Below are 24,500 nucleotides of genomic sequence, written 5' to 3' on the forward strand. Positions count from 1 at the left end.
CCCGTCAGCGCGCCGCCGGCCCCGCACCGAGGAGCCCCGCCACCTGCCGGAGCCCGGCATCGTCCCGCGGGCCGATCAGCGCGTAGGCGGTTTCGCCCGCGTTCCAAGAGACGATATCGCCGTCCTCGGAGCCGGTGAGCGTTGCGGGGCCGCCGCGAATGCCACGGGTGGCGAACAGCGATGCCTCGCCGTAGTCCCCGGCCTCCAGCGCGACCTCGATACCGGTGCCGTGCCGGGCCGGGAAGATCTGGATGTCGCGCACCCGCCAGCCGTCCGGCAACGCCGGCAGGTCGATGCCCGTCACCGAGCGCAGGCGCACCCGGTCGTAGACCGGCCCGTCGGCCTGACCGCTGACGCTCTTGCGCAGCTGCGCCACGGCCCGGGCCTGCCGGGCATCGGCGATCAGCGCCGGGTCCGGCGTCGCCGCCAGGGTGTCGGGCACGCCGAAGCGGCCGATCTCGTCATGGGCGAGCCAACCCGCGCCGACCAGCACCGCGATGGCGGCGGCCCGCTTGAGGCGGGAGGCGACGCGGCGCCAGCGCATGTTCCGGTCAAAGCGGCGGGCGAGCGCGACGGTGCGGTCGGGCCCGGGGCCCGGGGCCCGCTCGAAACAGGCCCGCAGGGCATCGCGATCGTGCATCTCGGCCATCACCCGGGCGGCGGCCGCGGGATCGGTCGCCAGATGGGCCTCGACGTCCAGACGGCGCATCGGCTCGATCTGCCCGTCGACGAAGGCGATGAGATCGTCGTCTGTGATCGGATCAATCATCGTGAAGTCCTCGGTGCCAACGTGCCCCGGATCGCGCCGCCCTTCAACGGCGGTGGCCCCGGGCCTGTGTTACCGCATGGTGGAGTGGGAAAACCGGATGCCGCGTTCCCGCACCATGCCGCAGAGCGATCCGCCGGTCGCTGTCGTCAGTCCGCGCCGGCGCCGGGGACTGACCGATATCCTGATCCGGTTGCTAGTTCTCTCCGGCCGCACGCCGGAGAGGCCAGGCGGACCGGCCCGGCGGCGTGTCGGACACGACGAGCCGGAGGGTCGAGGGCGCCCCGCGCCCCTTGTCGGGTGTCCGGTCGGCGGCCCTGGTCTCAGCCTCCTCCCCGGAAGTCCGGTCGGTCCGCGCGCCCTCCTCGAAGGCCCGCAGGGCAGCCCGTCCGCGGCCGAGGCGGGACATCAGCGTCCCGATCGGAATGCCGAGGACCGCCGCCGCATCGGCGTAGGCCATGCCCTCCAGGGTCACGAGGTGCAGGGCGGCGCGCTGCTCCTCGGGCAACATGAGGAACGCCTTCCGGATCTGGGCGAGGCGGACCTGCCCCTCCTGGGCGGGGGGCGCCATGTCCTCGGCCATCCGGACCAGCGTGTCGGCGTGGCGCGCCTCCACCTGCCGGCGGCGCTGCTCGTCGATGAAGGCGTTGTGCAGCACCGTCATCATCCAGGTGCGCAGATTGGTGTTGGGCCGGAGCGCGCCCTGCATCTCCAGGGCGCGCACCAGCGTGTCGTGCACGAGGTCGTCGGCCCGCAACGCGTCGCGGGTGAGAGACCGAGCGTAGCGCCGCAGGGGCACCAGCAGGTCGAGGAGGTCAGAGCGCTTCTGCTTGTCTGAGGCCATAAAGCGTCAACGCGGGGCCCCGGCGCTTTAATCCCGCGGTCCTGTGTTGCGGTGTTCAGGCCTGGTCGAGGGTGGCCGCGATCCCCGAGATCACCCGCGGGTCGGTGGGTTCGACCTGCGTGGCGAAGGCGGCGGCAAGCGTACCGTCCCGGGCGATCAGGTACTTGTGGAAGTTCCAGCGCGGCGTCTCGGCCGGGCGCTCGGCAGCCGCCCACCGGTAGAACGGATGAGCCGCCGGCATCTTCACGTGAGTCTTGGCCGTGAGCGGGAAGGTGACGCCATGATTCTTCCGGGCGGCCTCCGCGATGGCCGGACCGTCCAAGGGCTCCTGATTGCCGAAATCCGGCGAGGGCACACCGAGCACAATGAGACCCCGGTCGCCGAACCGCGTCCACAGGGTCTGCAGGCCGGCGAGCTGCCCGGCATACCCGCAGGCCGTGGCGGTGTTGACCACGAGGATCGGCTTGCCCGCATAGGCCAATAAAGGCATCGGCGCGCCCTCTGGCGTCTCGAAGGCGAAGTCGGTGGCCCGCGTGGCCTCGGCGGCGCGGGCGCCGCTGGCCAAGCCGGCGCCGATCAGGATCAGGGCCTCGCGGCGCAGCAATGTCATGACGTCAGCCTCATCCGGGACGCAGTTCCCGGAACGCGGCACGAGGCCCGACGTTTCGCCCGCCGAGCCGGTCGATTCGCCGCAGGGCCGTGCCGCGCAGGGCTCTCTGCCTGCAGCCGCCTCTCGGAACGACTCCCGACAGCGCTCTCCGCCGAAGTGGATCCAGTTCGGCGCAAGAGAGCGCATCACAACAAAGGCTTGGAGCCACGTCCGATTGCAGCGCGATCGGGCGTCGCTCTAAGCGGCCCGGACCGAGTCGAGGAAGCGCCGGACCTCCGCTTCGAGGCTCTGGGCCTGGGTCGAGAGGCCGGAGGCCGAGCCCAGGACCTGCGCGGCGGCGGTGCCGGCATCCTCGGCCGCGCGGGCGACGCCGACGATGTTGGTGGTGACCTCGCCCGTGCCCTGCGCCGCCTGCCCGACGTTGCGCACGATCTCCTGCGTCGCCGCGCCCTGCTCCTCGACCGCCGCGGCGATCCCGCCGGCCAGCACGCTGATCTCGCTGATGCGGCTGACGACGACGGCGATCGCGTCCGACGCATCCCCGGTCCAGGACCGGATCTCCCCGATTTGCCGCGCGACGTCCTCGGTGGCCTTGGCGGTCTGGCTGGCGAGTTCCTTGACCTCCGTCGCCACCACGGCGAAGCCCCGGCCGGCCTCCCCGGCTCGGGCCGCCTCGATCGTGGCGTTGAGCGCCAGGAGGTTGGTCTGAGCCGCGATGCCCGAGATGAGGCTGACCACGTCGCCGATCCGGGCCGCACCCGCGCGCAGCGTCTGCATCAGGGCGGCGGACTTTTCGGCTTCCGCGACGGCCGCGGTGGCGAAGCCCGCCGAGCCGTGCACCTGCCGGCCGATCTCCGAGACGGAGGATCCGAGCTGCTCGGCCGCCGCCGCAACCGTGCCGACGTTCGAGGCCGCCTGCTCGGCCGCCGAGGCCACGGTGACCGATTGCTGCGCAGTCTGCGTGGCAGCCGCGCTCATGGTCTCGGCGGTGGATTCCAGCTGGGTCGCCGCCGCTGCGACGGCGCGCACGACGCCGCCGACCGCCGCCTCGAAGCGATCGGCCAATTCGCGCATTGCGGTCTTCCGCTGCGTCTCGACCGCCGACCGTGCCTCGGCCGCCTCCGACTCCAGCACCTGAGCCCACGCGAGCTTCTCCCGGAAGACCTGTACGGCGTCGGCCATGGCTCCGACCTCGTCGCGGCGCCCCGCGCCCGGCACCGCGACCGACAGATCGTCGGCGGCGAGCCGGGTCATCGTGCCCGTAATCGCGCGGATCGGCCGGGCGATGCCGATCTGGAGGAGGACCAGCCCACAGAGGGCCGCCAGCACGATCGCTCCCAGACCGGCGCAGCTGGCCCAGCGCGAGGACGCGATGGCAGCCGTCGAGGCCGTCGTGCGCACCTTCAGGAGGCCCCCTTCGACCTCCGCAAGTTCGGCCGCCTTGGCGCGCAGGCCGTCCATCGTGGCCCTGCCGATGCCCGAACCTTCGAGATGGCGCGCCTCCTCACGTGTCGCGGGCTCCTGCATCAGGGCGATTTCGCGATCCGCGACGGTCCGGCCCCACTCCTCGGCCACCCGCTTCAGCTCCGCGAGGCGCGCCTGCTGGGCGGCGTTGTTGCTGGTCAGGCTTCGTGCTGCCTCCCAGGCTGCCGCGAAGGTCTTCCGGCCCGTCTGCTCGGGTCCGAGAAAGGCGGCATCCGCGGAGATCAGGTAGCCGCGCAAGCCCGTCTCCCGGTTGATCATCGCGGCGGTCATCCGGTCGATCTCGGACAGGACCTTGTGGGTGTGGACGGTCCAGGCGTCCGACTCCTCGATGACGCCAACGTTTCGGAGCGAGATCGCCGCGACGCCGATCGTGATCGCCAACATCACCGCCATGATCAGCGCGATCTTCGCGCTGATCTTCAAATTGACCAATCTTTCGCTCATGGGCCGCCTCTGCCTACAGGCGAAGGCGCCCACGCTGGCCCCATTCCACCGGTCGCAGGCAGAAGATAGCGGCTCAGATCCGGTTCAGCGTAATCAGAAAACTTAACGCTCAAACAAGACGCAAATACATTTTCTGATGCCCATAAAGACTCAGACCCGACGCCTGCGAAGATACCCGCCGCATGGGCACTGGACTACCATCGAATCTTGATACTATTTCGGGCCTGCGAACCTACTGATACGTCTGCTGCAGGTCGATGGTGCAGCTCCGGCCGACGGCGTCGTAATTCTCTGCTAGCCAAGCCTGCGCGGCGGCGCGGCCCTTGTCGCGCAGGCGCTTGAACACGGTCCAGCGGGCGTCGAGCTTGGAGGCGGCGTTGTAATCCTCCAGGGCGTCGGTGCCGTCGATCCGGTGCACCAGCACCCGGCGGTACTGGCCCTGGCCGAGGGTGCCTTCCTCGATCAGCCCGTCGAGGAAATCGATCGCCCGCAATTCCCGCATCAGGTTCGCGTTGAAGGTGATCTCGTTCAGCCGGTCGCGGATCTCGCTCTCCGTGCGCGGGGTCTCGCGCCGCTCCACGGGGTTGATCTGGACGAGGAGGATATCGCGCGTCTGGGCCCCGCGGTGGAGCGGGTAGAGCGGCGGGTTCCCGAGATAGCCGCCATCCCAATAGGGCACGCCGTCGATCTCCACCGCCTGGAAGACGGTGGGCAGGCAGGCCGAGGCCATCAGGTGATCGACGGTCAGGCGCTCGCGCTCGAACACGGCCAGCTTGCCGGTCCAGACATTGGTGGCAGAGACGAACAGGCCGGCCGTGTCGGCCTCACGCAGGCGCTCGAAATCCACCTGATCGGCCAATGCCTTGCGCAGCGGGTTGATGTTGAGCGGGTTCGACACGTAGGGGCTGGGCGAGAACGCCTTGGCCCAGAACTCGGCGACCGGATTGCCCTTCCACAGGCTGAACAGCCCGCTGACGAAGTTGCGCTGGGCCGGGCCGAGGTCGCCATCGAGGCTGACCTCCCGCCAGAACCGCTCCAGCCCCTCGCGGGCGCCGTCCGGGCCGCCCTTGAGCCAGCCATCGACCAGCACGACGGCGTTCATCGCCCCCGCGCTCGCTCCGGTCACGGCCTCGAAGCCGAGACGCCCATCCTCGATCAGCGCGTCGAGCACGCCCCAGGTGAAGGCTCCGTGCGCGCCGCCGCCCTGGAGGGCCAGGGCCACCGGCTTCTGGGCATTCGGCCCGGCCAGCATGTGGTTCGGGCTCTGTGCGGGCAGCGCGTCGATCGCGTCCGAGACGGGCGTCTCGGGCACCGCGGTGACGGGGTTGTGCAGCTCGGCGCCGCCGTGTTGCTCGCTCATGTCGGCCTCCTGACGTCCCGTGAGAGATGGGATGCTGCGCTGCAACATCAACGGTTCGCCAGGGTTGCAAGCCGTGAGGAGCGGACGCGCGGCCGTCAGCGAATCGGCAACAGGGCCGGACGAAAACACGTTTGCGGCCGCGGTGGGCCATCGAGCGGGCGCAGGAAACTCGACATCCGCGCCCGGATACGACATGACAGCCGCGATGCTGTCTTGCGCGATGCCGTCCTGCGCGGCGCCGGCTTGAAGCGGCACCGGGTCATCCGCAGCTAACCCGCGGCAGCCCCGAAGTTCCGGCGAGGCGTGTCCCCGGGGACCGGCCCGGCAGCCATCAAGGCTCCGGCACCCCGCGAGGCGCGCACGCGAAGGTCCGCGATGGAAGTCATGGAAGCCACCCGTTCCGATAACCTTGCCGAGGCCCCGCTGTCCTATGGCGGCCCGGAGATCGCCGGCCCAACGCCACGGCACCGCACGGTCGGCGTCACGGTCGGCGAGGGCGAAGGGGCAGTCACGGTCGGCGGCGGAGCCCCGATCGTCGTCCAGTCGATGACCAACACCGACACGGCCGACATCGACGCCACGGTGGCGCAGGTGGCCCAGCTCGCCCGGGTCGGCTCGGAGCTGGTCCGCATCACGGTCGATCGCGACGAGGCCGCCGCCGCGGTGCCGAAGATCCGCGAGCGCCTCGACCGGATCGGCGTCCACGTGCCGCTGGTCGGCGACTTCCACTATATCGGCCACAAGCTGCTCGCCGATCATCCGGCCTGCGCCGAGGCGCTGGCCAAGTACCGGATCAACCCCGGCAATGTCGGCTTCAAGGACAAGAAGGACACGCAGTTCTCGTCGATCATCGAGCAGGCGATCAAGCACAACAAGACCGTGCGGATCGGCGCCAACTGGGGCTCGCTGGACGGCGAGCTACTCACCCACCTGATGGACGAGAACGCCAAGCTGCCGCGGCCGATCGATGCCCGCGCGGTGATGCGCGAGGCGATGGTGCGCTCGGCGATCGGCTCGGCCGACCGGGCCGTGGAACTCGGCCTGCCGCAGAACAAGATTATCCTGTCGGCCAAGGTCTCGGCCGTGCAGGATCTGATCGCGGTCTACCGCGAGGTCGCCCGCCGCTCGGATTACGCGATCCATCTCGGGCTGACCGAGGCCGGCATGGGCTCGAAGGGCCTGGTCGCGGCCTCCGCCGCCATCGGCGTGCTGCTTCAGGAGGGGATCGGCGACACGATCCGCTACTCGCTGACGCCCGAGCCCGGCGGCGACCGGAGCGTCGAGGTGAAGGCGAGCCAGGAACTCCTGCAGACCATGGGGTTCCGCACCTTCGTGCCGATGGTGGCGGCCTGCCCGGGCTGCGGCCGCACGACCTCGACGACGTTCCAGGAGCTGGCCCGCGACATCCAGAACTGGCTGATCACCTCCATGCCGGAATGGAAGAAGACCTATCCGGGGGTCGAGGGGCTGAACGTCGCCGTGATGGGCTGCATCGTCAACGGCCCGGGCGAATCGAAGCACGCCGATATCGGCATCTCGCTCCCCGGCACTGGCGAGACCCCGACCGCCCCGGTCTTCATCGACGGCAAGAAGGCGATGACGCTGCGCGGCGCGACGCTCGCCAAGGATTTCGAGACGGTGGTGATCGACTACATCCAGCGCCGATTCGGCCAGCAGGGCGGCGGGACGCGCACCGCGGCCGAGTGAGGGAGCAGAAACTCGCGCCTTTCCTCTCCCTTTGCGGATTCCGACCTCTCCACGCGGCACCAACGCTTTGAGAGCAAAACGCTTTTCCCTCCCCCTTGTGGGGAGGGGTGGGGGTGGTGCAGGATCGAGCGGTCCGGTGCCTGCTGCACCACCCCCACCTCCAACTCCTCCCCGCAAGGGGGAGGAGTGCGCATCGGCGCAGTTGGGTGAACCTCGTAGCCCACAGAGGGGGAGGAAAACCGCGCATCGCGGCCTGACCTTCGCACTTGCCGCCTCCCACGGCCCGACCGCGCCGAGACCCTGCCCCCCACCCTTCGCAACGCAACACGGTTTCCGCCCGCACGCGGCCGTGGTAGCAACGCGCCACGATCCCGTGAGTGGTCGGCCCGGTGGCCGGCCCGCGCGGTTCGGCGGAGTCTTCGCGTTTGCCGCATGGCCCCGACGGGCCCCCTGAGCCGAATCGCGAAACGCCGGCCACGCCCGAGCCTCCGACAATCCGCATGAGCCAGACCTTCGCACCCGGCGTAGACGCCCAACCCGTGCCCGCGGCATCGGACGCCGCGGCGACCGGCGGCCCCGATGTCGGGCAGGGACCGGCCCCCGCCGGCTCCCTCGATTCCCCCGAGAAGGCCGAGACCCGCCACGGCCATGCCGGGTTCTGGACCCTGCTGGTCGGCTCGGTGGGCGTCGTCTACGGCGATATCGGCACCAGCCCGCTCTACGCGTTCCGCGAGGCACTGGTCCCGGCCCGGACCGACGGCATCCTGCTGCCCGAGGAGGTGATCGGCACCGTCTCACTGATCCTCTGGGCGCTGTTCATGATCGTGACGGTGAAATACGTCGCGATCCTGCTGCGCATGGACAACAACGGCGAGGGCGGCATCCTCTCGCTGATGGCGCTGGCCCGCAAGGCGCTCGGCGGCTCGCGCATCGTGTTCATGCTGGGGCTGCTCGGCGCCTCGCTGTTCTACGGCGACGCGGTGATCACCCCGGCGATCTCGGTGCTCTCGGCCGTGGAGGGGCTGAAGCTCGTCACCCCGGCCCTGAACGATTACGTGCTGCCGATCACCGTGACGATCATCGTCATCCTGTTCCTCGTGCAGAATCGCGGCACCGCCAAGGTCGCGGCCTTCTTCGGGCCGATGACCGTGGTGTGGTTCGTCGCCATGGCGCTCGCGGCCCTGCCGCATATCGGCCTGCACCCGGAGGTGTTCCGCGCGATCAACCCCTGGTACGCGGTGCATTATCTGCTCGGCCATGGCAGCGGGGCGCTGGTGGCGCTCGGCGCGGTGTTCCTGGCGGTGACCGGCGCCGAGGCGCTGTTCGCCGATCTCGGGCATTTCGGCCGCAAGCCGATCCAGGTCGCCTGGGTCTGCCTCGTCTTCCCGGCGCTCGCCCTCAACTATCTCGGGCAGGCGGCCCTGGTGCTGGAAAAACCCGACACCGCCGATCCGTTCTTCCAGCTCGTCCCGGCCTGGGGCCTGCTGCCGATGGTGGTGCTGGCCACGCTGGCCACGGTCGTGGCAAGCCAGGCGGTGATCACCGGGGCGTTCTCGCTGTCGCGGCAGGCGATCCAGCTCGGCCTGCTGCCGCGGCTGGAGATCCGCCACACCTCCGAATCGCATGCCGGCCAGATCTACCTGCCGCAGATCAACGGGCTGCTGATGGTCGGCGTCGTGCTGCTGGCCGTGCTGTTCAAGACCTCGTCGTCGCTGGCCTCGGCCTACGGCATCGCGGTGACCGGCACGATGCTGCTCACCGCCTCCATGACCTTCCTGGTGATCTGGCGGATGTGGGGCTGGTCGCCGGTGGCCGCCGCCGCCGTGATGCTGCCCTTCATCATCCTCGAATTCCTGTTCCTGCTCTCCAACCTGATCAAGGTGGTGGAGGGGGGCTACGTGCCGCTGCTGCTCGCGGGCGGCCTCGTCATCCTGATGTGGACCTGGGTGCGCGGGGTCACGATCCTGTTCAACAAGACCCGCAAGACCGACGTGCCGCTGGTGGAGCTGGTCGGCATGCTGGAGAAGAGCCCGCCCCACCACGTGCGCGGCACCGCGGTGTTCCTGACCAGCGACCCCGAGATCGCCCCGGCCGCGCTCCTGCACAACCTGAAGCACAACAAGGTGCTGCACGAGAAGAACGTGATCCTCACCGTCGAGACGGTGGACACGCCCCGCTCCAACCAGGCCGACAAGGTGCGGATCGAGCCGGTGGGGCCGCATTTCTACAAGGTCGTGATGAAGTTCGGCTACATGGAGACGCCGAACATCCCCAAGACGCTGGTGCTGCTGCGCCGCCAGGGCTTCAAGTTCGACATCATGGCGACCTCGTTCTTCCTGTCGCGCCGCTCAATCCGGCCGGCGGCCCATTCGGGCATGCCGCTTTGGCAGGACCGGATCTTCATCACGCTGGCCAAGAACGCCAACGATGCGACGGACTTCTTCCAGATCCCCACGGGGCGGGTCGTGGAGGTGGGCACTCAGGTGACGGTTTGAAAAATCATATGGACTGATTTATTTTCCTTCTTCTAAGGCTCAGTAAAGCAAGTCAAGAATTCGATTTGCGCAATTTTTACTTACAATTGCAGTGTAGTTTCGCTTCGCTCAAGGTTGCCGTCCAGCGCGCGAGACCGCAGATAGGCTTTTTTTCATTGATTTTTTGATAAAAAACCTATATCTGTCGGGGCTAATAGGAGGACGCAATGCGGACTGGCCCTGGCATCGACAGTGCAATTGCTGCGCGGCGCGCAGAACTGGACCACCTCCAGCACGTCGTCGACGAACTTAGAATTGCGCTACGGACAAAGGAATACGACCCTAATCAACCCCGCATTCCTGCTCATCAAACTGGCGCGGGGCGCTGGACAAAAGACGGGAGCGCTGCAGGGATAGATGTTACAAAAACTGATCAATTCAAGAAACAACTCTACGCTACATCAAGGCGGCTAGAGGAATGCGCAGAAATGAATCGGCGCGATTTGATCGTTTGCAAATTTACTGGCCTTAGGCCCTGCTATGCGCAAGCAATGGTGAGATTTGTCGCATGTGAGAACGGCCACCCAATCCCTCCATTGAACTTTTGATGGTGATATCATGATCATTGCAGAGCGATCACTTTCAATTCAAAGCGGCACGGAATCTAAGGAGTGCAAGATATCCATAAGCGCTCCAGAATTTTCCGATGGCATGTGGATCTGTCGCTACACTATTGGGTGGCCAGATGCCGCTTGGGATAGTTTTGGCGCAGGCGTGGATTCTGTGCAGGCTATTCATCTAACCCTGCAGAAAATCGGCGTTGAGCTTTACGGCAGCGCTTATCACAAAGCGGGCATCTTGGTGTTCGACAAGCCCGGCGATGGATACGGCTTTCCTATCCCGAAAAACGGCCGCTATCTCTTGGTTGGTGCGGACAAGACCTTCGAGGGGTGAGCGGACGGCAGGATTCGCTCATCGAGTTGGTAGGCGGCGCCACCAGTAGGGGCGCGCCCAGAATCACAACAGTTCCGTCGGCACCCTCAAAGCGCTCCCCGCCTCGGCGAGCTTGCGATCGAGGGTTGCAATGCCCAATCCGGCCCCGAATGCGATGGCAAGGTGCAGCGCGTCGCCGGCTCGCACTCCGAACGGAGCTTAGTCGGCAAATCAAGCTGCAACCCGGTAATGCCGGTCGCAGACCGCGAGGACGTGGAACGACTCTGCCGTGATCCGAGAGAAGGCGGACAGGGCCGCGGCCCGATGTTCGAGCCCGAGCTGGCCTGAGCGGATCTTCAGCGAGAGAGCGGCCGAGAACTACCTCACGACCCGAGGATTGATCGCCAAGCCGCCTGGATTCTGATGCGCCATCCAGGCCTGCACATCCGCAGTCCGGGTCTCGTTGGTCAGCGCTGAGACCAAGACCGAGGTGTCGACATAGGATCTCCATAGCGGTCTTCATCCCGCATGGTGCGGATGAAGGACCCGGCGCTCTCACCCAGCTCCGGCATGGCGGCGGTCACCGCGCGGAGGACGTCAAGACTGATGGGCTGCAACGGGATGTCGGTACGGGTCAGAAGCGCAACCGGACGACCGTCACGGGTGAACGCGACCGAGTCGCCGATCGCGACGCGGTCGATCAGAGCGCCGAGCTGTGTCTCCGCATCCGCGAGGCTAATCGTGTCCATCAGCCGAGATCCGAAGTTAGAACCAGGGGGCTCGTTTTATACCGCGTCGCGGCGCGGTGGGCCAGCGGGCGCCGTCGGCTAGAGCACGATGACCGCGCGTGTCTTATCAGCTCGATTCACGTGCGCCACCGCACGTGGCATACCCGGAACGCAACCACGGTGGGATGACCCGCCCCCTCCCCGCGTTGCGCCCGACCCAGAGCCTGCTTTAGAATATTTATTATTCTGAGTTTGAGCGTTCGCCCGGCGGCGTGGCCGCCCGGCAGACGTGAGCCGGCAAAGCTGGCCTTGGCCCCCGGCCCGGCTCGGACCCGACTGAACGCCGCTCCGGCGCCGCCAGACAGGACGCAACGATGATCAAACTCACCGTGAACGGGGCTGCGCGCAGCTTCGACGGCGACCCCGACATGCCGCTGCTGTGGTACCTGCGGGACGAGCTTCAGCTCACCGGCACCAAGTTCGGCTGTGGCGTCTCGCTGTGCGGAGCCTGCACGATCCATCTCGGCGGCGCGGCGACCCGCGCCTGCATCACCCCGGTCTCGGCGGCGGCCGGCCAGGAGATCGTTACCATCGAGGGGCTGTCGCCGGACGGCAACCATCCGGTGCAGGCGGCGTGGCGTGACCTGAACGTCGCCCAATGCGGCTTCTGCCAGTGCGGCCAGATCATGCAGGCCGCCGCCCTGCTCAAGGACACGCCCAAGCCCTCCGATCAGGACATCGACGACACGATGAGCGGCAACATCTGCCGCTGCGGCACCTACCCGCGCATCCGCGCGGCGATCCATCAGGCTGCCGGCCAGACGGCCCCCGCCACCAAGGGAGAGCGCCTGTGATTCACGACGCCAAATTGTCCGCTGAACTCTTCGCCGGCACCAAGCCGGCCCTCGACAACGTCAGCCGCCGCGGCATCCTCGGCGGCGCCGGCGCCCTGGTGTTGGCCCTCTCGCTGCGCCCCGCACGGGCCGACGAGACCCAGACCAAGGAGCAGAAGGAACAGAAATTCGGCGCCGACGGCATGCCGCACGGGTGGCGCGACGATCCGAAGGTCTTCGTCGCCATCGCGCCGGACGGCACCGTCACGGTAACCAACCACCGCTCCGACATGGGCCAGGGCATCCGCACCTCGGTGGCCTTCACGGTCGCCGACGAGCTGGAGGCCGATTGGTCGAAGGTGAAGGTGGTCCAGGCCTGGGGCGACGAGGATCGTTTCGGCAACCAGGACACCGACGGCTCGCGCTCGACCCGCCACTTCTTCCAGCATTTCCGCCATGCCGGCGCCGCCGCGCGGCTGATGCTGATCCAGGCCGCCGCCAAGCAATGGGGCGTGCCGGCCACCGAGGTGACGGCCGTCAACCACACCCTGACCCACGCCAAGTCGGGCCGGACCCTCGGCTACGGCGCGGTGGCGCAGGCCGCCGCCGAACTGCCGGTGCCCACCGACGTCAAGCTGAAGGACCCCAAGGACTTCCGCTACATCGGCACCGGCAAGGTCGGGTTGATCGATAACTTCGACATCACCACGGGCCGGGCCATCTACGGCCTCGACACCAAGCTCGACGGGATGCTGTACGCGGTCGTCGCGCGCCCGGCCGTCTATGGCGGCACGGTGAAGTCCTTCGACGACAGTGAGGCCAAGAAGGTCCCGGGCGTCGTCAAGATCTTCAAGATCGACGGCGGCGCGATCCCCTCCGAGTTCATGCCGCTCGGCGGCGTGGCGGTGGTGGCCAAGAACACGTGGTCGGCCATGAAGGCGCGGGACGCCCTCAAGATCACCTGGGACGACGGCCCGAACGCCGGCTACGACACCGACGTGTTCCGCAAGGAGCTGGAGGCCGCTGCCCGCAAGCCCGGCAAGGTCGTGCGCACGCAGGGTGACGTCGACGGCGCGATGGCCAAGGCCAAGACGAAGCTTCAGGCCGAGTACTTCGTGCCCCACCTCGCCCAGGCCCCGATGGAGCCCCCGGCCGCTGTGGCCCGGGTGAAGGACGGGTTCTGCGAGGCCTGGGCCTGCGTGCAAGGTCCGCAGGCGGCCAACGATCGCCTGATGAAGGCGCTCAAGCTGCCCGACGACAAGGTCAAGGTCAACGTGACGCTGCTCGGCGGCGGGTTCGGGCGCAAGTCCAAGCCCGATTACGTGGTCGAGGCGGCGCTCTGTTCGCAGGCCGTCGGCGGCGCGCCGGTGAAGCTCGCCTGGACCCGCGAGGATGACATCCACCACGGCTTCTACCACACGATCTCGGTGGAGCACCTGGAGGCCGGCCTCGACGAGAAGGGCATGCCGGTGGCGTGGCTGCATCGCTCGGTGGCGCCGACGATCGGCTCGATCTTCGCACCGGATCCGAAGCACGAGCTGCCGTTCGAACTCGGGATGGGGCTGGTCAACACCCCGCTGAACATCCCGAACATGCGGCTGGAGAACCCCGAGGCCGCCGCCCATGTCCGGGTCGGCTGGTTCCGCTCGGTGTCGAACATCCCGCACGCCTTCGCGATCCAGTCCTTCGTCTCGGAGCTGGCGCATGCCGCCGGCCGCGAGCCGAAGGAATATCTGCTCGAACTCCTCGGCCCCGATCGGAAGATCGACCCGACCGAGATCGGCGATGTCTGGAACTACGGCGAGGACCCGAAGCGCTACCCGATCGACACCGGCCGCCTGCGCGGCGTGATCGAGGCGGCTGCCAAGGGCGCAGGCTGGGGGCGTGAGATGCCCAAGGGCCGCGGCCTCGGCATCGCCGGCCATTACAGCTTCGTCACCTACACGGCGGTGGCGGCCGAGGTGGAGGTCGACGACAAGGGCCAGGTCCAGGTGAAGGCGGTCGACATCGCGGTCGATTGCGGGCCGCAGGTCAACCCGGAGCGCATCCGTTCGCAGATGGAGGGCGCGGTGGTCATGGGGATGGGGCTCGCCCTCACCTCCGAGATCACCTTCAAGCAGGGCCGGGCGGTGCAGAACAACTTCGACGGCTACGAGATCACCCGGATCGATGCCGCCCCGAAGGTGATCCGCGTGCACCTCGTGTCGACCGGCGCCTATGACGGTCCGCTCGGCGGTGTCGGCGAGCCCGGCGTGCCGCCGGTCGCACCGGCCATCGCCAATGCGATCTTCGCGGCCACCGGCCGGCGGGTCCGGCAATTGCCGATCCGCGATCAGCTGAGCGCCTGAACCGTCACCCGTCGCGCGACGTTGGGGCCGTAGGGAAACCTGCGGCCCCTTCTTTTTGGAAAGCGATCTGATCCGATGATGCGTCCCGCCCTGACGGCCTGCCTGATCCTGATGGCGGCCCCCGCCCTCGCCTCGCCCTGTATCGACCGGATCGATAGCGTGTCGAAGCGGGTGCAGGCCGAGGTCAGCCAGTCGATCTCGGCCAATACCAGCGGCCAGGGCAACGCTGCCAAGCGCGGTGGCGAGGGTGTGACCGGCACGGAGGGCCAGCGGGCGAACGAATCCCCCGAGGCCCCGCCTGAGAAGTCGGCGCAGGCGGGCCAGGGGGCCGACGCCGCCCAGCAGGCGAAGGTCGCCCTGGAGGAGGCCCGCACGGCGGATTCGAAGGGTGACGCGACGGGCTGTGATGCGGCCGTCTCGCGAGCCGAGCAGCAGCTTAAGAAGGCCCCCTGACCGCAAGTCAGGGTTTGAAAAGGTCGGGGACCTTTTGCGGATGCAGGGCAGCGCCCTGCGATGAAGCTCCGCCCGAAACACCAGGGCTCCGCCCTGGCAACCCGCCAAAGGGCTCGCCCTTTGGAAACCCTGTGCCGCCTGCCCTCACGGGACCGGACGGTCCCGCGGGATCGTCCGGGCATGATTTTTCGGAGGCTGAATCCGGTCTTTGAGGGAAGCGGGGCACGGGTGCCCCCGGGATCGGGAAGGATCCAGCTCCGGCGGCGCTCCCGCTCATCTTGGAGGGATCGTCCCGTGCGTATCCTGCGTGCGGGATATGGGAGCGGCTGCACCGCTCCCGACAGCCTCAGGCTGCTTTAGCCGCCAGGGCGTGGCGGTGGCCGCTGAGGCCGGCGCAGAGATCGTCGATCTCCGTCAGGTTCAGGGACTCGCCAGTGTGGCTGGCGATCGTGTCGATCAGGTGGTCCTGGCGGGGGTCGAAGGGATGTCCCTGCATCCGGTAGAATTGATAATAGCGCAAAGCCGCCAGGACGGTGTCACGCTCGCGGTCGGTTACGGTGAAGTGCTGCATGGGTCGTGGCTTCCCCTTGTGGCTTCAACGAACGCTTGGGAGGGCCGCGACGCCGAGCCCAAGCTTGACCTTTGTAGCCGGCCGGCAACGCTCCGAACAGTTCTTGACAGCGCGCAGGGACGTGATTCGCAAAAATTAGGACATATATCCTCGACGACCGCAACCTACCTGGGGTCGAAATGCACAGCCGTTACAAGGCCTTGCTGCATTGGGTGCGGTTACAGACCGAGATCGGCCAAGTACCGCGGCAGCGCCTCGCTGGCCGGCCCGTACCGGGCCGCGTCGAACGCGTCGGCGTTGTCTGAGGGTTCGAGGTTGATCTCGCAGGTCGGAATTCCGAGCGTCCGGGCTTGTCGCACATAGCCGGCCGCCGGGTAGACCGCCCCCGACGTGCCCACCGCCACGAACAGATCCGCCTCCGCCAGTGCCCCCTCGATCGCGTCGAGGTGCATCGGCATCTCGCCGAACCAGACCACGTCGGGCCGCATCCGGCCCGCGACGCCGCAGGCCGGGCAGGATTCCGCCCGGGTCAAGTCCGCGCGCCAGGGCGTGACCGCCTCGCAGGCGCAGCAGCGGGCCTTGAGCAACTCGCCGTGCATGTGGGTGACCGCCCGGGAGCCCGCCCGCTCGTGCAGGTCGTCGACGTTCTGCGTGCACAGGAACAGCCGCCCGCCCCGCGCAGAGAGGCGCGCCTCGGCCTGTGCCAGGGCAAGGTGCGCGGCGTTGGGCTCGGCCGCGATCACGCCCCGGCGGCGATGGTCGTAGAAGTCGAGCACCGTGTCGGGATCGGCCGCATAGGCCTCCGGGGTGGCGAGCTTCACGGGATCGAACCGTGCCCAGATCCCGCCGCGGTCCCGGAACGTACCGAGCCCACTCTCGGCCGAGACGCCGGCACCGGTCAGGACGAAGAGTCTTTCGGGGTGTGCCGTCATGCGCGTGCTCCGGGCGGTTGCGTAGGATGGCCGGAAATGTCCGCTCGTTGGCGGCACGGTTGCTTTCGCGCCGAACCCGGGAGACGGATGCTCACGCGGCATTCACCCCTCGGGAGGCACGAAATGTCCGATGTTGCGCTGCTGGTCATCGATGTCCAGGAATCCTTCCGGCACAGGCCGTTCTGGATTGACGCCGGCATCCGGCGCTTTACCGAGCGCCTGCAGGCGCTCATCGACGGCGCCGTAGCGCGCGGCATCCCGGTGCTGCAGGTGTTCCACCTCGCCGAGACCGGCCCATTCTCGCTGGAATCGGGCCATGTCCGCACCCTCGATCCCATCGTGATTGCGCCGTCGGCTATCTTCCACAAGCGCCGGCACAGCGCCCTGGTCGATACCGGCTTGGCGGGCTGGCTGACGCAACACGGGATCCGCCGCCTGATCGTGTCGGGGATTCGGACCGAGCAGTGCTGCGAGACCACCACCCGCCACGCCTCCGACAGCGGCTGGCAGGTGGATTTCGTCACGGAGGCGACGCTGACCTTCGCCATGACCCATCCGGACGGCCGCCGCTTCGAGGCCGATGACATCAAAACCCGCACCGAGCTGGTGCTTACCGAGCGCTTCGCCCGCATCGCCACGGTGGAGGAGGCGCTGGCCGGCCGGGCGCTGCCCGCCGCCGCATGACCGGGTCGGGGCGCCGCATTCCGGTCCTGGTGGTGCTGCCGCCCCGCGCGCTGCTGCTCGATCTGGCCGGCCCGGTGGAAGTGCTGCGGATCGCCGGGGCAGTGCAGGACCGGATCGCGTTCGACCTGCGCTACGCGGCGCCGCAGGGATCGATCCGCAGCTCGATCGGGCTCGATCTCCGCGGGGCCGGCCCGCTGCCGCCGGAGATTGCGCCAGGGACGGTGGTGCTTCTGCCCGGCGCGACCGAGCACCCGCTCGGCCCGGCGCGAGATCACGCCGCGGATGAAGCCGCGGAGGCCGAGCTCGTGGCGTGGCTGCGCGCCGCGATCCGGCCGGGCCACACGGTCGTGACGGTCTGCGAGGGCGCGCTGCTGGCGGCCCGGGCCGGCCTGCTCGACGGCTACGCCTGCACCACCCATCACGGCAGCTGCGCTCGCCTCCGGGCAGCGGCACCCCGGGCGAATGTGCTGGAGAACCGGCTGTTCGTGCAGGACCGCGACCGGTTCAGCAGCGCCGGCGTCACCGCCGGCATCGACCTGATGCTGCACCTCGTGGCGGAGTGGGCCGGTCCGGCGACAGCCGTCGTGGTGGCGCGCACCCTGGTCGTGTACATGCGCCGCGGCCCGGACGATCCGCAGCTCTCCCCCTGGCTCGAAGGCCGCAGCCACCTGCATCCGGTGGTCCACCGGGCGCAGGACGCGATCGCGGCCGAGCCGGCCCGGGACTGGTCGCCCGTCACGCTGGGCAAGCTGGCCGGGGCGAGCCCGCGCAATCTCGCGCGGCTGTTCCGGCACCATGCCGGGATGACCGTGACGGAGGCGGTCAACCGCGCCAGGATCGCACGCGCCCGGGATCTGATCGCGCAGACCGACCTCGGCCTCGAACAAGTGGCCGAGCGTGCGGGCTTCGCCTCGGCCCGGCACCTGCGGCGGGTGTGGGCGCAGTTCCACGCGACGGCGCCCTCGGTTCTACGCGCCAAAATCCAGGATTCGAAAGGTCGGGACCTGTCGCGGGTTCAGGGCAGCGCCCTGATGGGCTCGGGCGAAGCCCGCCATCGGGGCTCCGCCCCGATCCCCCGCCAAAGGGCTGAGCCCTTGGAAACCCATGACCGGAAGTCGCTGGACCCCGACGATCGGCTGTGACCTCCTGCCGCCGTGATGGCGGTCGCCCGAATCGGCGCGGACCGTGCATCGGCCCCTCGGCGCAGAGGAGGAACCGCATGCCCGAATTCGATCTGGCGATCCGCGGCGGCACCGTCGTCACGGCGAGCGATACGGTGCGGGCGGATATCGGCGTGCGCGGCGGCCGGATTGTCGCGGTGGCCGAGGCCATCGCCGACGCCGCCCGGGTGATCGACGCCTCCGGCCTGCTGGTCCTGCCGGGCGGCATCGACAGCCACGTCCACATCGCCCAGGATTCCGGCCCCGGCATCGTCATGGCCGACGACTTCGCCAGCGCCACCCGGGCGGCGGCGGCCGGCGGCAACACCTGCGTGATGCCGTTCGCGCTCCAGCCCCGGGGCGCCTCGCTGCGGGGCGCGGTCGATGCCTATCGTGCCAAAGCCGAGGGCCAGTGCCACGTGGACGTGGCGATCCACATGATCATCTCGGACCCGAGCGAGGCCGTGCTGGGCCAGGAGCTGCCGGCACTGGTGGCCGACGGCTACACCTCGTTCAAGGTCTTCATGACCTACGACGATCTCGTGCTGAACGACCGCCAGTTGCTGGACGTGTTCCACGTCGCGCGGCGGCAGGGCGCCCGGGTGATGGTCCACGCCGAGGGCTACGACGCGATCCGCTATCTCAGCGAGCGGCTGGAGCGAGCGGGCGAGACCAGGCCTTACGGCCACGCCCTGTCCCGCCCGGAGGTGGTCGAGCGGGAGGCGGCCCACCGGGCGATCAGCCATGCCGAGCTGATCGACCTGCCGATCGTTATCGTCCACGTCTCGGGCCGCGAAGCCACCGAGCAGATCGCCTGGGCGCAAGCGCGGGGCCTGAAGATCCGGGCCGAGACCTGCCCGCAATACCTGACGCTGACGGCCGAGGACATGAAGGGGCTCGGCCAGGACGATCCCATGGCGGGGTCGAAATACGTCTGCTCGCCGCCGACGCGGGACGTCGAGAGCCAGGAGGCGGTGTGGTCGGGGATCCGGCGCGGGATCTTCGACGTGGTCTCCTCCGACCATTGTCCGTTCCGCTACGACGACCCGCAGGGCAAGCTGAACCCGCGCGGAAAGACCTCCTTCCGCTGGATCCCGAACGGCATCCCCGGCATCGAGACGCGGCTGCCGGTGTTCTTCTCGGAGGGCGTGTCGAAGGGGCGGATCAGCCTCAACCAGTTCGCCGCGCTGACCGCCACGAACCACGCCAAGCTGTACGGCCTCTACCCGCGCAAAGGCTCGATCGCCCCAGGCTTCGATGCCGATCTCACCCTCTGGGATCCGAACCGGCGCGAGACCATCCGCCAGGCTAACCTGCACCACGGCTCGGACTACACGCCCTGGGAGGGGTTCGAGGTCACCGGCTGGCCGGTGATGACCCTCGCGGGCGGGCAGGTCATCGCCGAGGACGGAAAGGTCCTGTCCGCGCCGGGCCGTGGGCGGGTGCTCGACCGGGCGGTCGATCCGGCCGAGCGGCGGGACGCCTGACGGCCGCGCTGGCCCGTCGCTTGCGTGATCTCCGGGGGAGCCTTGCATGAATGTCGAGCTGATCGGCCTGACCAAGCGCTACGGCGCGGCGATTGCGGTCGACGGCATCGACCTGAAGGTGCCGTCCGGCGCCTATTGCTGCCTGCTCGGCCCCTCGGGCTGCGGCAAGACCACGACGTTGCGGATGATCGGCGGGCACGAACGCGCGAGCGCCGGCGACGTGGTGATCGGCCCGAAGGCGGTGGGCGATGCGGCCCCGGCCGAGCGCGGCACCGCCATGATGTTCCAGAGTTACGCGCTGTTCCCGCATCTCGACGCGCGCGACAATGTCGCCTTCAGCCTCAAGATGCGTGGGGTCGGCAGGGCGGAGCGCCGCGCCAGGGCGATGGCGATGCTCGACCTCGTGCAGATGAGCCACCTCGCCGGGCGCCTGCCGGCCCAGCTCTCCGGGGGCCAGCAGCAGCGCGTGGCGCTCGCTCGCGCCCTCGTCACCGGCCCGAAGGTGCTGCTGCTCGACGAGCCGCTCTCGGCCCTCGACCCGTTCCTGCGGGTGCGGATGCGGGTCGAGCTGAAGCGGATCCAGACCGAGCTCGGCCTTACCTTCATCCACGTCACCCACAGCCAGGAGGAGGCGATGGCGCTCTCCGACCTCGTGGTGGTGATGAATGCCGGCCGGATCGAGCAGGCCGCCGACCCGCGCACCGTCTTCGAGCGGCCGGCCACCGCCTTCGTGGCCCGGTTCATCGGCGGCCACAACGTGATCCGGCTGCCCGACGGGCTCGTCGCCGTGCGGGCCGACCGGATGCGACTCGGCGCCGAGGCCGGCCACGCCGCGCTGCCGGCCCGGGTGGTGGCGGTCGAGTATCAGGGCACCAGCGTCCATGTCGGCCTCGACGCCGAGGGGCTGGAACGCGCGCCCGAGAGCCCGGCCGCGCTGACCGCAATCCTCAGCGACGCGGATTTCGCGGCCCGGCCGCTCCGCCTCGGCGACACGATCCCAGTCGGCTGGGAAGCAGCCGCCGCCCACCGCCTCGACGCGTAACAGGTACGGAGACGACCATGGACCTGCCCTCGAAGCCGAGCCGGCGCACGCTCCTGAAAGGTGCCGCCGCGCTGGCCGCCACGCCGGTGACCGGTTTCCCGGCGGTCCACGCCGCCGAGCCCGTGACCCTGCGCTACCTCGGCACTGCGGTGAACCAGTCCGCCGACATCGCCAAGAAGGTGAAGGAGGATCTCGGCATTACCCTCGAGTACATACCGGTGGTCACCGACGAGGTGACCAAGCGCGCCGTCACCCAGCCGAACTCCTTCGACCTGATCGACACCGAGTATTTCAGCCTCAAGAAGATCCTGCCCTCGGGCAACCTGCAGGGCATGGACGCCAAGCGGATCAAGCTCGCAGACAAAATTTCTTCCGTTTTCACCAAGGGGGAAGTGGCCGGCAAGCGGATCGGCGACCAGGGCACGGCGCCTCGCAAGGTCTTCTACCTGGAAGGTCTGGATTCCAAAAAGTTTGCCGGCGAACAGACCCAGTGGATCTCGCTGATCCCCACCGTTTACAACGCCGACACGCTGGGCATCCGGCCGGACCTGATCAAGGTGCCCGTCACGAGCTGGAAGGAGCTCCTGAACCCGGCCTTCAAGGGCAAGGCCTCGATCCTCAACATCCCGTCGATCGGCATTATGGACGCCGCCATGGTGGTGGAGGCGACCGGCGACTACACCTACGGCGACAAGGGCAACATGACGAAGCCCGAGATCGACCGCACCATCAAGGTGCTGATCGAGGCCAAGCGCGCCGGTCAGTTCCGGGCCTTCTGGCAGGACTTCAACGAATCCGTGAACCTGATGGCCTCGGGCGAGACGGTGATCCAGTCGATGTGGTCGCCCGCCGTCACCAAGGTCCGCGCGCAGGGCGTACCCTGCACCTACCAGCCGCTGAAGGAGGGCTACCGGGCCTGGGCCTCGGGCTTCGGTATCCCCAAAACGTTGAGTGGCAAGAAGCTCGACGCGGCCTACGACTTCATCAACTGGTTCCTGTCCGGCTGGGCCGGGGCCTACCTCAACCGGCAGGGCTACTATTCCGCGGTGCTGGAGACCGCCCAGGCGAACATGCAGCCCTACGAGTGGGCCTTCTGGATGGAGGGCAAGCCCGCCGAGAAGGACATCCTCGGCCCTGACGGCACGCTGATCGAGAAGGCCGGCGCCACCCGCGACGGCGGTTCCTTCGACGCGCGGATGGGCGCGGTCGCCTGCTGGAACGCGGTGATGGACGAGAACACTTACATGGTGCGCAAGTGGAACGAGTTCATCGCAGCGTGAGGGCGGTGCGCGCCAGTTCCCCCTCCCCCCTTTGCGGGGGAGGGTGGCCCGCGAAGCGGGTCGGGAGAGGGGAGCGCCGCATCCGAGAAGGGGGCGACGGGCTTCACATCCCGAACCGTCGCGCCGCCCCTCTCCCGACCCTCGCTGACGCGAGGGCCACCCTCCCCCGCAGAGGGGGGAGGGATGCGTCGGCGCGCGCAGGGCGAACCCGATGACCGATCTCGCTCTGCCTGCCCCTGCCACGGTGGCCGCAGCGCCCGCCGCGACAGCGCCCCGCCCGCGCCGCGCCCTCGCCTATCTTCAAGCCGCGCCGCTGGCCCTCGTCTTCTTGGTCTTCCTCGTGGTGCCGCTGGTGCTCACCGGGATCGTCTCGCTCTGGGAGTACAACGAGTACGAGATCATCCCGGCGCTGACCCTGCAGAACTACGTCGACGTGTTCGACGGCTGCCTGTCGGCCGACCTCTGCACCACTGTGCGGACTTACCTCTCGACGGTGAAGTTCGTCGTGCTGACGCTGGCCATCACCCTGCCGCTGGGCTTCGCCATCGCGTACTTCCTCACCTTCCACATCCGCTCCGGCACGGTGCGGATGGGCCTGTTCCTGCTCTGCACGATCCCGTTCTGGACCTCGAACGTGATCCGCATGATCTCATGGATCCCGCTGCTCGGCCGCAACGGCCTCATCAACGACACGCTCCGCACCCTCGGGCTGATCCGCGAGCCGATCGAGGGCCTGCTCTACTCCGACTTCGCGGTGGTGCTGGCCTTCGTGCACCTCGACACGGTGTTCATGATCGTGCCGATCTTCAACAGCCTCGCCCGCATCGACCGGCGGCTGATCGAGGCGGCGCGCGACGGCGGTGCGTCCGGCGCACAGATCCTCTGGAACGTGATCCTGCCGCTCGCCAAGCCCGGCATCGCGATCGGGACGATCTTCGTGACGACCCTGGTGATGGGCGACTTCGTCACCGTGGGCGTCATGGGTGGCCAGCAAATCGCCAGCGTCGGCAAGGTGATCCAGGTGCAGATGGCCTATCTGCAATTCCCGGCCGCCGCCGCCAACGCCATGGTGCTGCTCGCCGCGGTGCTGCTGATGATCCTGGGGCTGACCCGGATGATCGACCTCCGGCGGGAGCTGTAGCGATGGAGCAGCCCCGCGGCCTTGCCTTCTACGGGCTTGCTGGACTCTTCGCCCTCTACGTCCTGTTCCTCTACGGGCCGACGCTGACGATCCTGGCGCTGAGCTTCCAGGGCCCGTCCGGCGGCTTGACCTTCCCGATGAACGGCATCTCGACTCACTGGTTCGCCAAGCTGTGGGCGGGCGTCGGCGTCGTCGACATCTGGGCAGCGCTCCGGCGCTCCCTGGCGCTCGGCCTCGTGGTGATGGCGCTCACCGTGACGATCGCGTTCTTTGCCGGCCTCGCCTTCCGCAAGGGCTTTCGCGGCGCCGGCCTCGTCTTCGCCCTGGCTGTGTCGAGCCTGATCGTGCCCTCGATCGTGGTCTCGCTGGGGATCGGGCTGGAATTCCGGCTCCTCGACGACGCCATCAAGGCGCTCGCCGCCGCGACGGGCTGGGGATTCCTGCAGGACCACGGCACCCTGATGGGCCTCTACAGCTCGGCGCTCGGCGCGCACCTCACCTGGACGCTGCCCTTCGGCCTGCTGATCATGTTCGCGGTGTTCAACCGGTTCGACCCGGCCTACGAGGAGGCCGCCCGCGACCTCGGCGCCAGCGGCCCGCAGACGCTCCGCCACGTGGTGGTGCCGATTCTTGCGCCCGCGTTGGTTGGCGTCGCACTGTTCGGCTTCACCCTGTCGTTCGACGAGCTCGCCCGCACCAGCCAGGCGATCGGCGGCCGCAACACGCTGCCTTTGGAGTTGCAGGGACTGACCACCACCGTGACAACGCCCGAGATCTACGCGCTCGGCACGGTGACCACCACGGTCTCGGCCCTGGTGATCGGCACGGCGCTCGGCCTGACCCTGTGGCTGCAGAAGCGCCGGGCGCGGCGGGCGCTGGCGGGGTTGCCGTAGGTCGCTTGCCATCTCATCCTGCTTACATGCGAGTCGATGAGGGTCGCTTGTGTGGCTGGCCGGATCCGTTGCGGTCACGATTCTCGATTACGGCCGTGGAAATACGGTCCTGATCGAGATTGAGACTCCTGTCGGGCGGCAGCAGGCGGTGGGCGAACTGGAGCGGATCGGCCAAACATTGTATTTTCGTCGTGCCCATATCCAGGGGCTGCACACGGGCGCCCTCGGGCGGGTTCGGCTCAACGCGATCGGTGCGGCGATCTTGAGAGAGGCTGAAGTCGATGCGATCGTCATTGAAGGAGGCACTCGAACGACGGGGGCGGGA

General features: G+C 68.4%; 21 protein-coding genes. 13 read left to right on the top strand and 8 right to left on the bottom strand.

Annotated elements, in window-relative coordinates:
- Positions 1 to 4: 4 nt before the first annotated feature.
- From OXS27_RS17025 to OXS27_RS17045, 5 genes are all read right to left on the bottom strand, one after another.
- Entirely contained in the window at positions 5 to 769 is a 765-nt protein-coding gene (locus OXS27_RS17025; RefSeq protein WP_267357715.1) for an anti-sigma factor, read from the bottom strand.
- A gap of 193 nt (positions 770 to 962) precedes the next feature.
- Entirely contained in the window at positions 963 to 1,610 is a 648-nt protein-coding gene (locus tag OXS27_RS17030) for a sigma-70 family RNA polymerase sigma factor (protein WP_267357717.1), read from the bottom strand.
- 55 nt (positions 1,611 to 1,665) lie between these two features.
- Positions 1,666 to 2,220 (bottom strand): glutathione peroxidase, encoded by a 555-nt coding sequence (locus OXS27_RS17035; RefSeq protein ID WP_267357719.1) that lies wholly within the window; start codon positions 2,218 to 2,220, stop codon positions 1,666 to 1,668.
- Between the two features lie 237 nt (positions 2,221 to 2,457).
- Positions 2,458 to 4,149 (bottom strand): CHASE3 domain-containing protein, encoded by a 1,692-nt coding sequence (locus tag OXS27_RS17040; RefSeq protein WP_267357721.1) that lies wholly within the window; start codon positions 4,147 to 4,149, stop codon positions 2,458 to 2,460.
- Between the two features lie 232 nt (positions 4,150 to 4,381).
- Positions 4,382 to 5,509, bottom strand: coding sequence for a patatin-like phospholipase family protein (locus OXS27_RS17045; protein ID WP_267357723.1), 1,128 nt, complete (start codon positions 5,507 to 5,509; stop codon positions 4,382 to 4,384).
- 375 nt (positions 5,510 to 5,884) lie between these two features.
- Here OXS27_RS17045 and ispG point away from each other — a divergent pair, with 375 nt between their 5' ends.
- The 3 genes from ispG to OXS27_RS17060 all read left to right on the top strand — a co-directional run bounded on the left by ispG (position 5,885) and on the right by OXS27_RS17060 (position 10,644).
- Entirely contained in the window at positions 5,885 to 7,216 is a 1,332-nt protein-coding gene (gene ispG, locus OXS27_RS17050) for a flavodoxin-dependent (E)-4-hydroxy-3-methylbut-2-enyl-diphosphate synthase (RefSeq protein WP_243919173.1), read from the top strand.
- Between the two features lie 500 nt (positions 7,217 to 7,716).
- On the top strand, positions 7,717 to 9,711 hold the full coding sequence (locus OXS27_RS17055; protein ID WP_243919175.1) for a potassium transporter Kup: 1,995 nt from the start codon (positions 7,717 to 7,719) through the stop codon (positions 9,709 to 9,711).
- Positions 9,712 to 10,308: 597 nt separating this feature from the next.
- Entirely contained in the window at positions 10,309 to 10,644 is a 336-nt protein-coding gene (locus OXS27_RS17060) for a hypothetical protein (protein ID WP_243919177.1), read from the top strand.
- A 446-nt stretch (positions 10,645 to 11,090) separates the two neighbouring features.
- Here the strand turns inward: OXS27_RS17060 and OXS27_RS17065 are convergent, their stop codons facing one another.
- Positions 11,091 to 11,372, bottom strand: coding sequence for a type II toxin-antitoxin system prevent-host-death family antitoxin (locus tag OXS27_RS17065; RefSeq protein ID WP_267357726.1), 282 nt, complete (start codon positions 11,370 to 11,372; stop codon positions 11,091 to 11,093).
- A 353-nt stretch (positions 11,373 to 11,725) separates the two neighbouring features.
- On the opposite strand from OXS27_RS17065, the gene OXS27_RS17070 reads away from it, so the two are divergent.
- From OXS27_RS17070 to OXS27_RS17080, 3 genes are all read left to right on the top strand, one after another.
- Positions 11,726 to 12,205, top strand: coding sequence for a (2Fe-2S)-binding protein (locus tag OXS27_RS17070; protein WP_267357728.1), 480 nt, complete (start codon positions 11,726 to 11,728; stop codon positions 12,203 to 12,205).
- Positions 12,202 to 14,532 (top strand): xanthine dehydrogenase family protein molybdopterin-binding subunit, encoded by a 2,331-nt coding sequence (locus OXS27_RS17075; protein ID WP_267357730.1) that lies wholly within the window; start codon positions 12,202 to 12,204, stop codon positions 14,530 to 14,532. Before OXS27_RS17070 ends, OXS27_RS17075 begins: the two co-directional genes overlap by 4 nt.
- Before the next feature lie 75 nt (positions 14,533 to 14,607).
- A complete protein-coding gene (locus tag OXS27_RS17080) occupies positions 14,608 to 14,985 on the top strand; it encodes a hypothetical protein (protein ID WP_267357732.1) in 378 nt (125 codons plus the stop codon).
- Positions 14,986 to 15,331: 346 nt separating this feature from the next.
- On the opposite strand, the gene OXS27_RS17085 is transcribed toward OXS27_RS17080, so the two are convergent.
- Positions 15,332 to 15,556, bottom strand: a complete 225-nt coding sequence (locus OXS27_RS17085) for a hypothetical protein (RefSeq protein ID WP_243919186.1) — start codon at positions 15,554 to 15,556, stop codon at positions 15,332 to 15,334.
- Positions 15,557 to 15,774: 218 nt separating this feature from the next.
- Positions 15,775 to 16,488 carry an NAD-dependent deacylase gene (locus OXS27_RS17090; RefSeq protein ID WP_267357734.1) on the bottom strand — a complete coding sequence of 238 codons (714 nt, stop codon included), beginning with the start codon at positions 16,486 to 16,488 and terminating at the stop codon, positions 15,775 to 15,777.
- 123 nt (positions 16,489 to 16,611) lie between these two features.
- On the opposite strand from OXS27_RS17090, the gene OXS27_RS17095 reads away from it, so the two are divergent.
- The 7 genes from OXS27_RS17095 (at position 16,612) to OXS27_RS17125 (ending at position 24,175) form a co-directional block, all read left to right on the top strand.
- Positions 16,612 to 17,172 carry an isochorismatase family protein gene (locus OXS27_RS17095; RefSeq protein WP_267357736.1) on the top strand — a complete coding sequence of 187 codons (561 nt, stop codon included), beginning with the start codon at positions 16,612 to 16,614 and terminating at the stop codon, positions 17,170 to 17,172.
- The gene (locus OXS27_RS17100) at positions 17,169 to 18,314 is read left to right on the top strand and encodes a helix-turn-helix domain-containing protein (RefSeq protein ID WP_267357738.1); all 1,146 of its coding nucleotides are present in this window, start codon (positions 17,169 to 17,171) and stop codon (positions 18,312 to 18,314) included. Before OXS27_RS17095 ends, OXS27_RS17100 begins: the two co-directional genes overlap by 4 nt.
- A 77-nt stretch (positions 18,315 to 18,391) precedes the next feature.
- A complete protein-coding gene (gene hydA / locus OXS27_RS17105; RefSeq protein ID WP_267357740.1) occupies positions 18,392 to 19,819 on the top strand; it encodes a dihydropyrimidinase in 1,428 nt (475 codons plus the stop codon).
- 46 nt (positions 19,820 to 19,865) lie between these two features.
- The gene (locus tag OXS27_RS17110; RefSeq protein ID WP_243919191.1) at positions 19,866 to 20,861 is read left to right on the top strand and encodes an ABC transporter ATP-binding protein; all 996 of its coding nucleotides are present in this window, start codon (positions 19,866 to 19,868) and stop codon (positions 20,859 to 20,861) included.
- A gap of 17 nt (positions 20,862 to 20,878) precedes the next feature.
- On the top strand, positions 20,879 to 22,141 hold the full coding sequence (locus OXS27_RS17115) for an extracellular solute-binding protein (RefSeq protein WP_243919193.1): 1,263 nt from the start codon (positions 20,879 to 20,881) through the stop codon (positions 22,139 to 22,141).
- A gap of 211 nt (positions 22,142 to 22,352) precedes the next feature.
- Positions 22,353 to 23,282, top strand: a complete 930-nt coding sequence (locus OXS27_RS17120; RefSeq protein ID WP_267357743.1) for an ABC transporter permease — start codon at positions 22,353 to 22,355, stop codon at positions 23,280 to 23,282.
- A 2-nt stretch (positions 23,283 to 23,284) separates the two neighbouring features.
- Complete coding sequence (locus OXS27_RS17125; protein WP_267357746.1) at positions 23,285 to 24,175, top strand: ABC transporter permease; 891 nt, start codon at positions 23,285 to 23,287, stop codon at positions 24,173 to 24,175.
- Positions 24,176 to 24,500: the final 325 nt, after the last annotated feature.

This window comes from Methylobacterium sp. GC_Met_3 (assembly GCF_026540775.1).
Classification (GTDB): Bacteria; Pseudomonadota; Alphaproteobacteria; order Rhizobiales; family Beijerinckiaceae; genus Methylobacterium.

Coding starts and splice junctions, on each gene's coding strand:
- OXS27_RS17025 (WP_267357715.1), bottom strand. CDS start 769: ATGATTGATCCGATCACAGACGACGATCTCATCGCCTTCGTCGACGGG.
- OXS27_RS17030 (WP_267357717.1), bottom strand. CDS start 1,610: ATGGCCTCAGACAAGCAGAAGCGCTCTGACCTCCTCGACCTGCTGGTG.
- OXS27_RS17035 (WP_267357719.1), bottom strand. CDS start 2,220: ATGACATTGCTGCGCCGCGAGGCCCTGATCCTGATCGGCGCCGGCTTG.
- OXS27_RS17040 (WP_267357721.1), bottom strand. CDS start 4,149: ATGAGCGAAAGATTGGTCAATTTGAAGATCAGCGCGAAGATCGCGCTG.
- OXS27_RS17045 (WP_267357723.1), bottom strand. CDS start 5,509: ATGAGCGAGCAACACGGCGGCGCCGAGCTGCACAACCCCGTCACCGCG.
- ispG (WP_243919173.1), top strand. CDS start 5,885: ATGGAAGTCATGGAAGCCACCCGTTCCGATAACCTTGCCGAGGCCCCG.
- OXS27_RS17055 (WP_243919175.1), top strand. CDS start 7,717: ATGAGCCAGACCTTCGCACCCGGCGTAGACGCCCAACCCGTGCCCGCG.
- OXS27_RS17060 (WP_243919177.1), top strand. CDS start 10,309: ATGATCATTGCAGAGCGATCACTTTCAATTCAAAGCGGCACGGAATCT.
- OXS27_RS17065 (WP_267357726.1), bottom strand. CDS start 11,372: ATGGACACGATTAGCCTCGCGGATGCGGAGACACAGCTCGGCGCTCTG.
- OXS27_RS17070 (WP_267357728.1), top strand. CDS start 11,726: ATGATCAAACTCACCGTGAACGGGGCTGCGCGCAGCTTCGACGGCGAC.
- OXS27_RS17080 (WP_267357732.1), top strand. CDS start 14,608: ATGATGCGTCCCGCCCTGACGGCCTGCCTGATCCTGATGGCGGCCCCC.
- OXS27_RS17085 (WP_243919186.1), bottom strand. CDS start 15,556: ATGCAGCACTTCACCGTAACCGACCGCGAGCGTGACACCGTCCTGGCG.
- OXS27_RS17090 (WP_267357734.1), bottom strand. CDS start 16,488: ATGACGGCACACCCCGAAAGACTCTTCGTCCTGACCGGTGCCGGCGTC.
- OXS27_RS17095 (WP_267357736.1), top strand. CDS start 16,612: ATGTCCGATGTTGCGCTGCTGGTCATCGATGTCCAGGAATCCTTCCGG.
- OXS27_RS17100 (WP_267357738.1), top strand. CDS start 17,169: ATGACCGGGTCGGGGCGCCGCATTCCGGTCCTGGTGGTGCTGCCGCCC.
- hydA (WP_267357740.1), top strand. CDS start 18,392: ATGCCCGAATTCGATCTGGCGATCCGCGGCGGCACCGTCGTCACGGCG.
- OXS27_RS17110 (WP_243919191.1), top strand. CDS start 19,866: ATGAATGTCGAGCTGATCGGCCTGACCAAGCGCTACGGCGCGGCGATT.
- OXS27_RS17115 (WP_243919193.1), top strand. CDS start 20,879: ATGGACCTGCCCTCGAAGCCGAGCCGGCGCACGCTCCTGAAAGGTGCC.
- OXS27_RS17120 (WP_267357743.1), top strand. CDS start 22,353: ATGACCGATCTCGCTCTGCCTGCCCCTGCCACGGTGGCCGCAGCGCCC.
- OXS27_RS17125 (WP_267357746.1), top strand. CDS start 23,285: ATGGAGCAGCCCCGCGGCCTTGCCTTCTACGGGCTTGCTGGACTCTTC.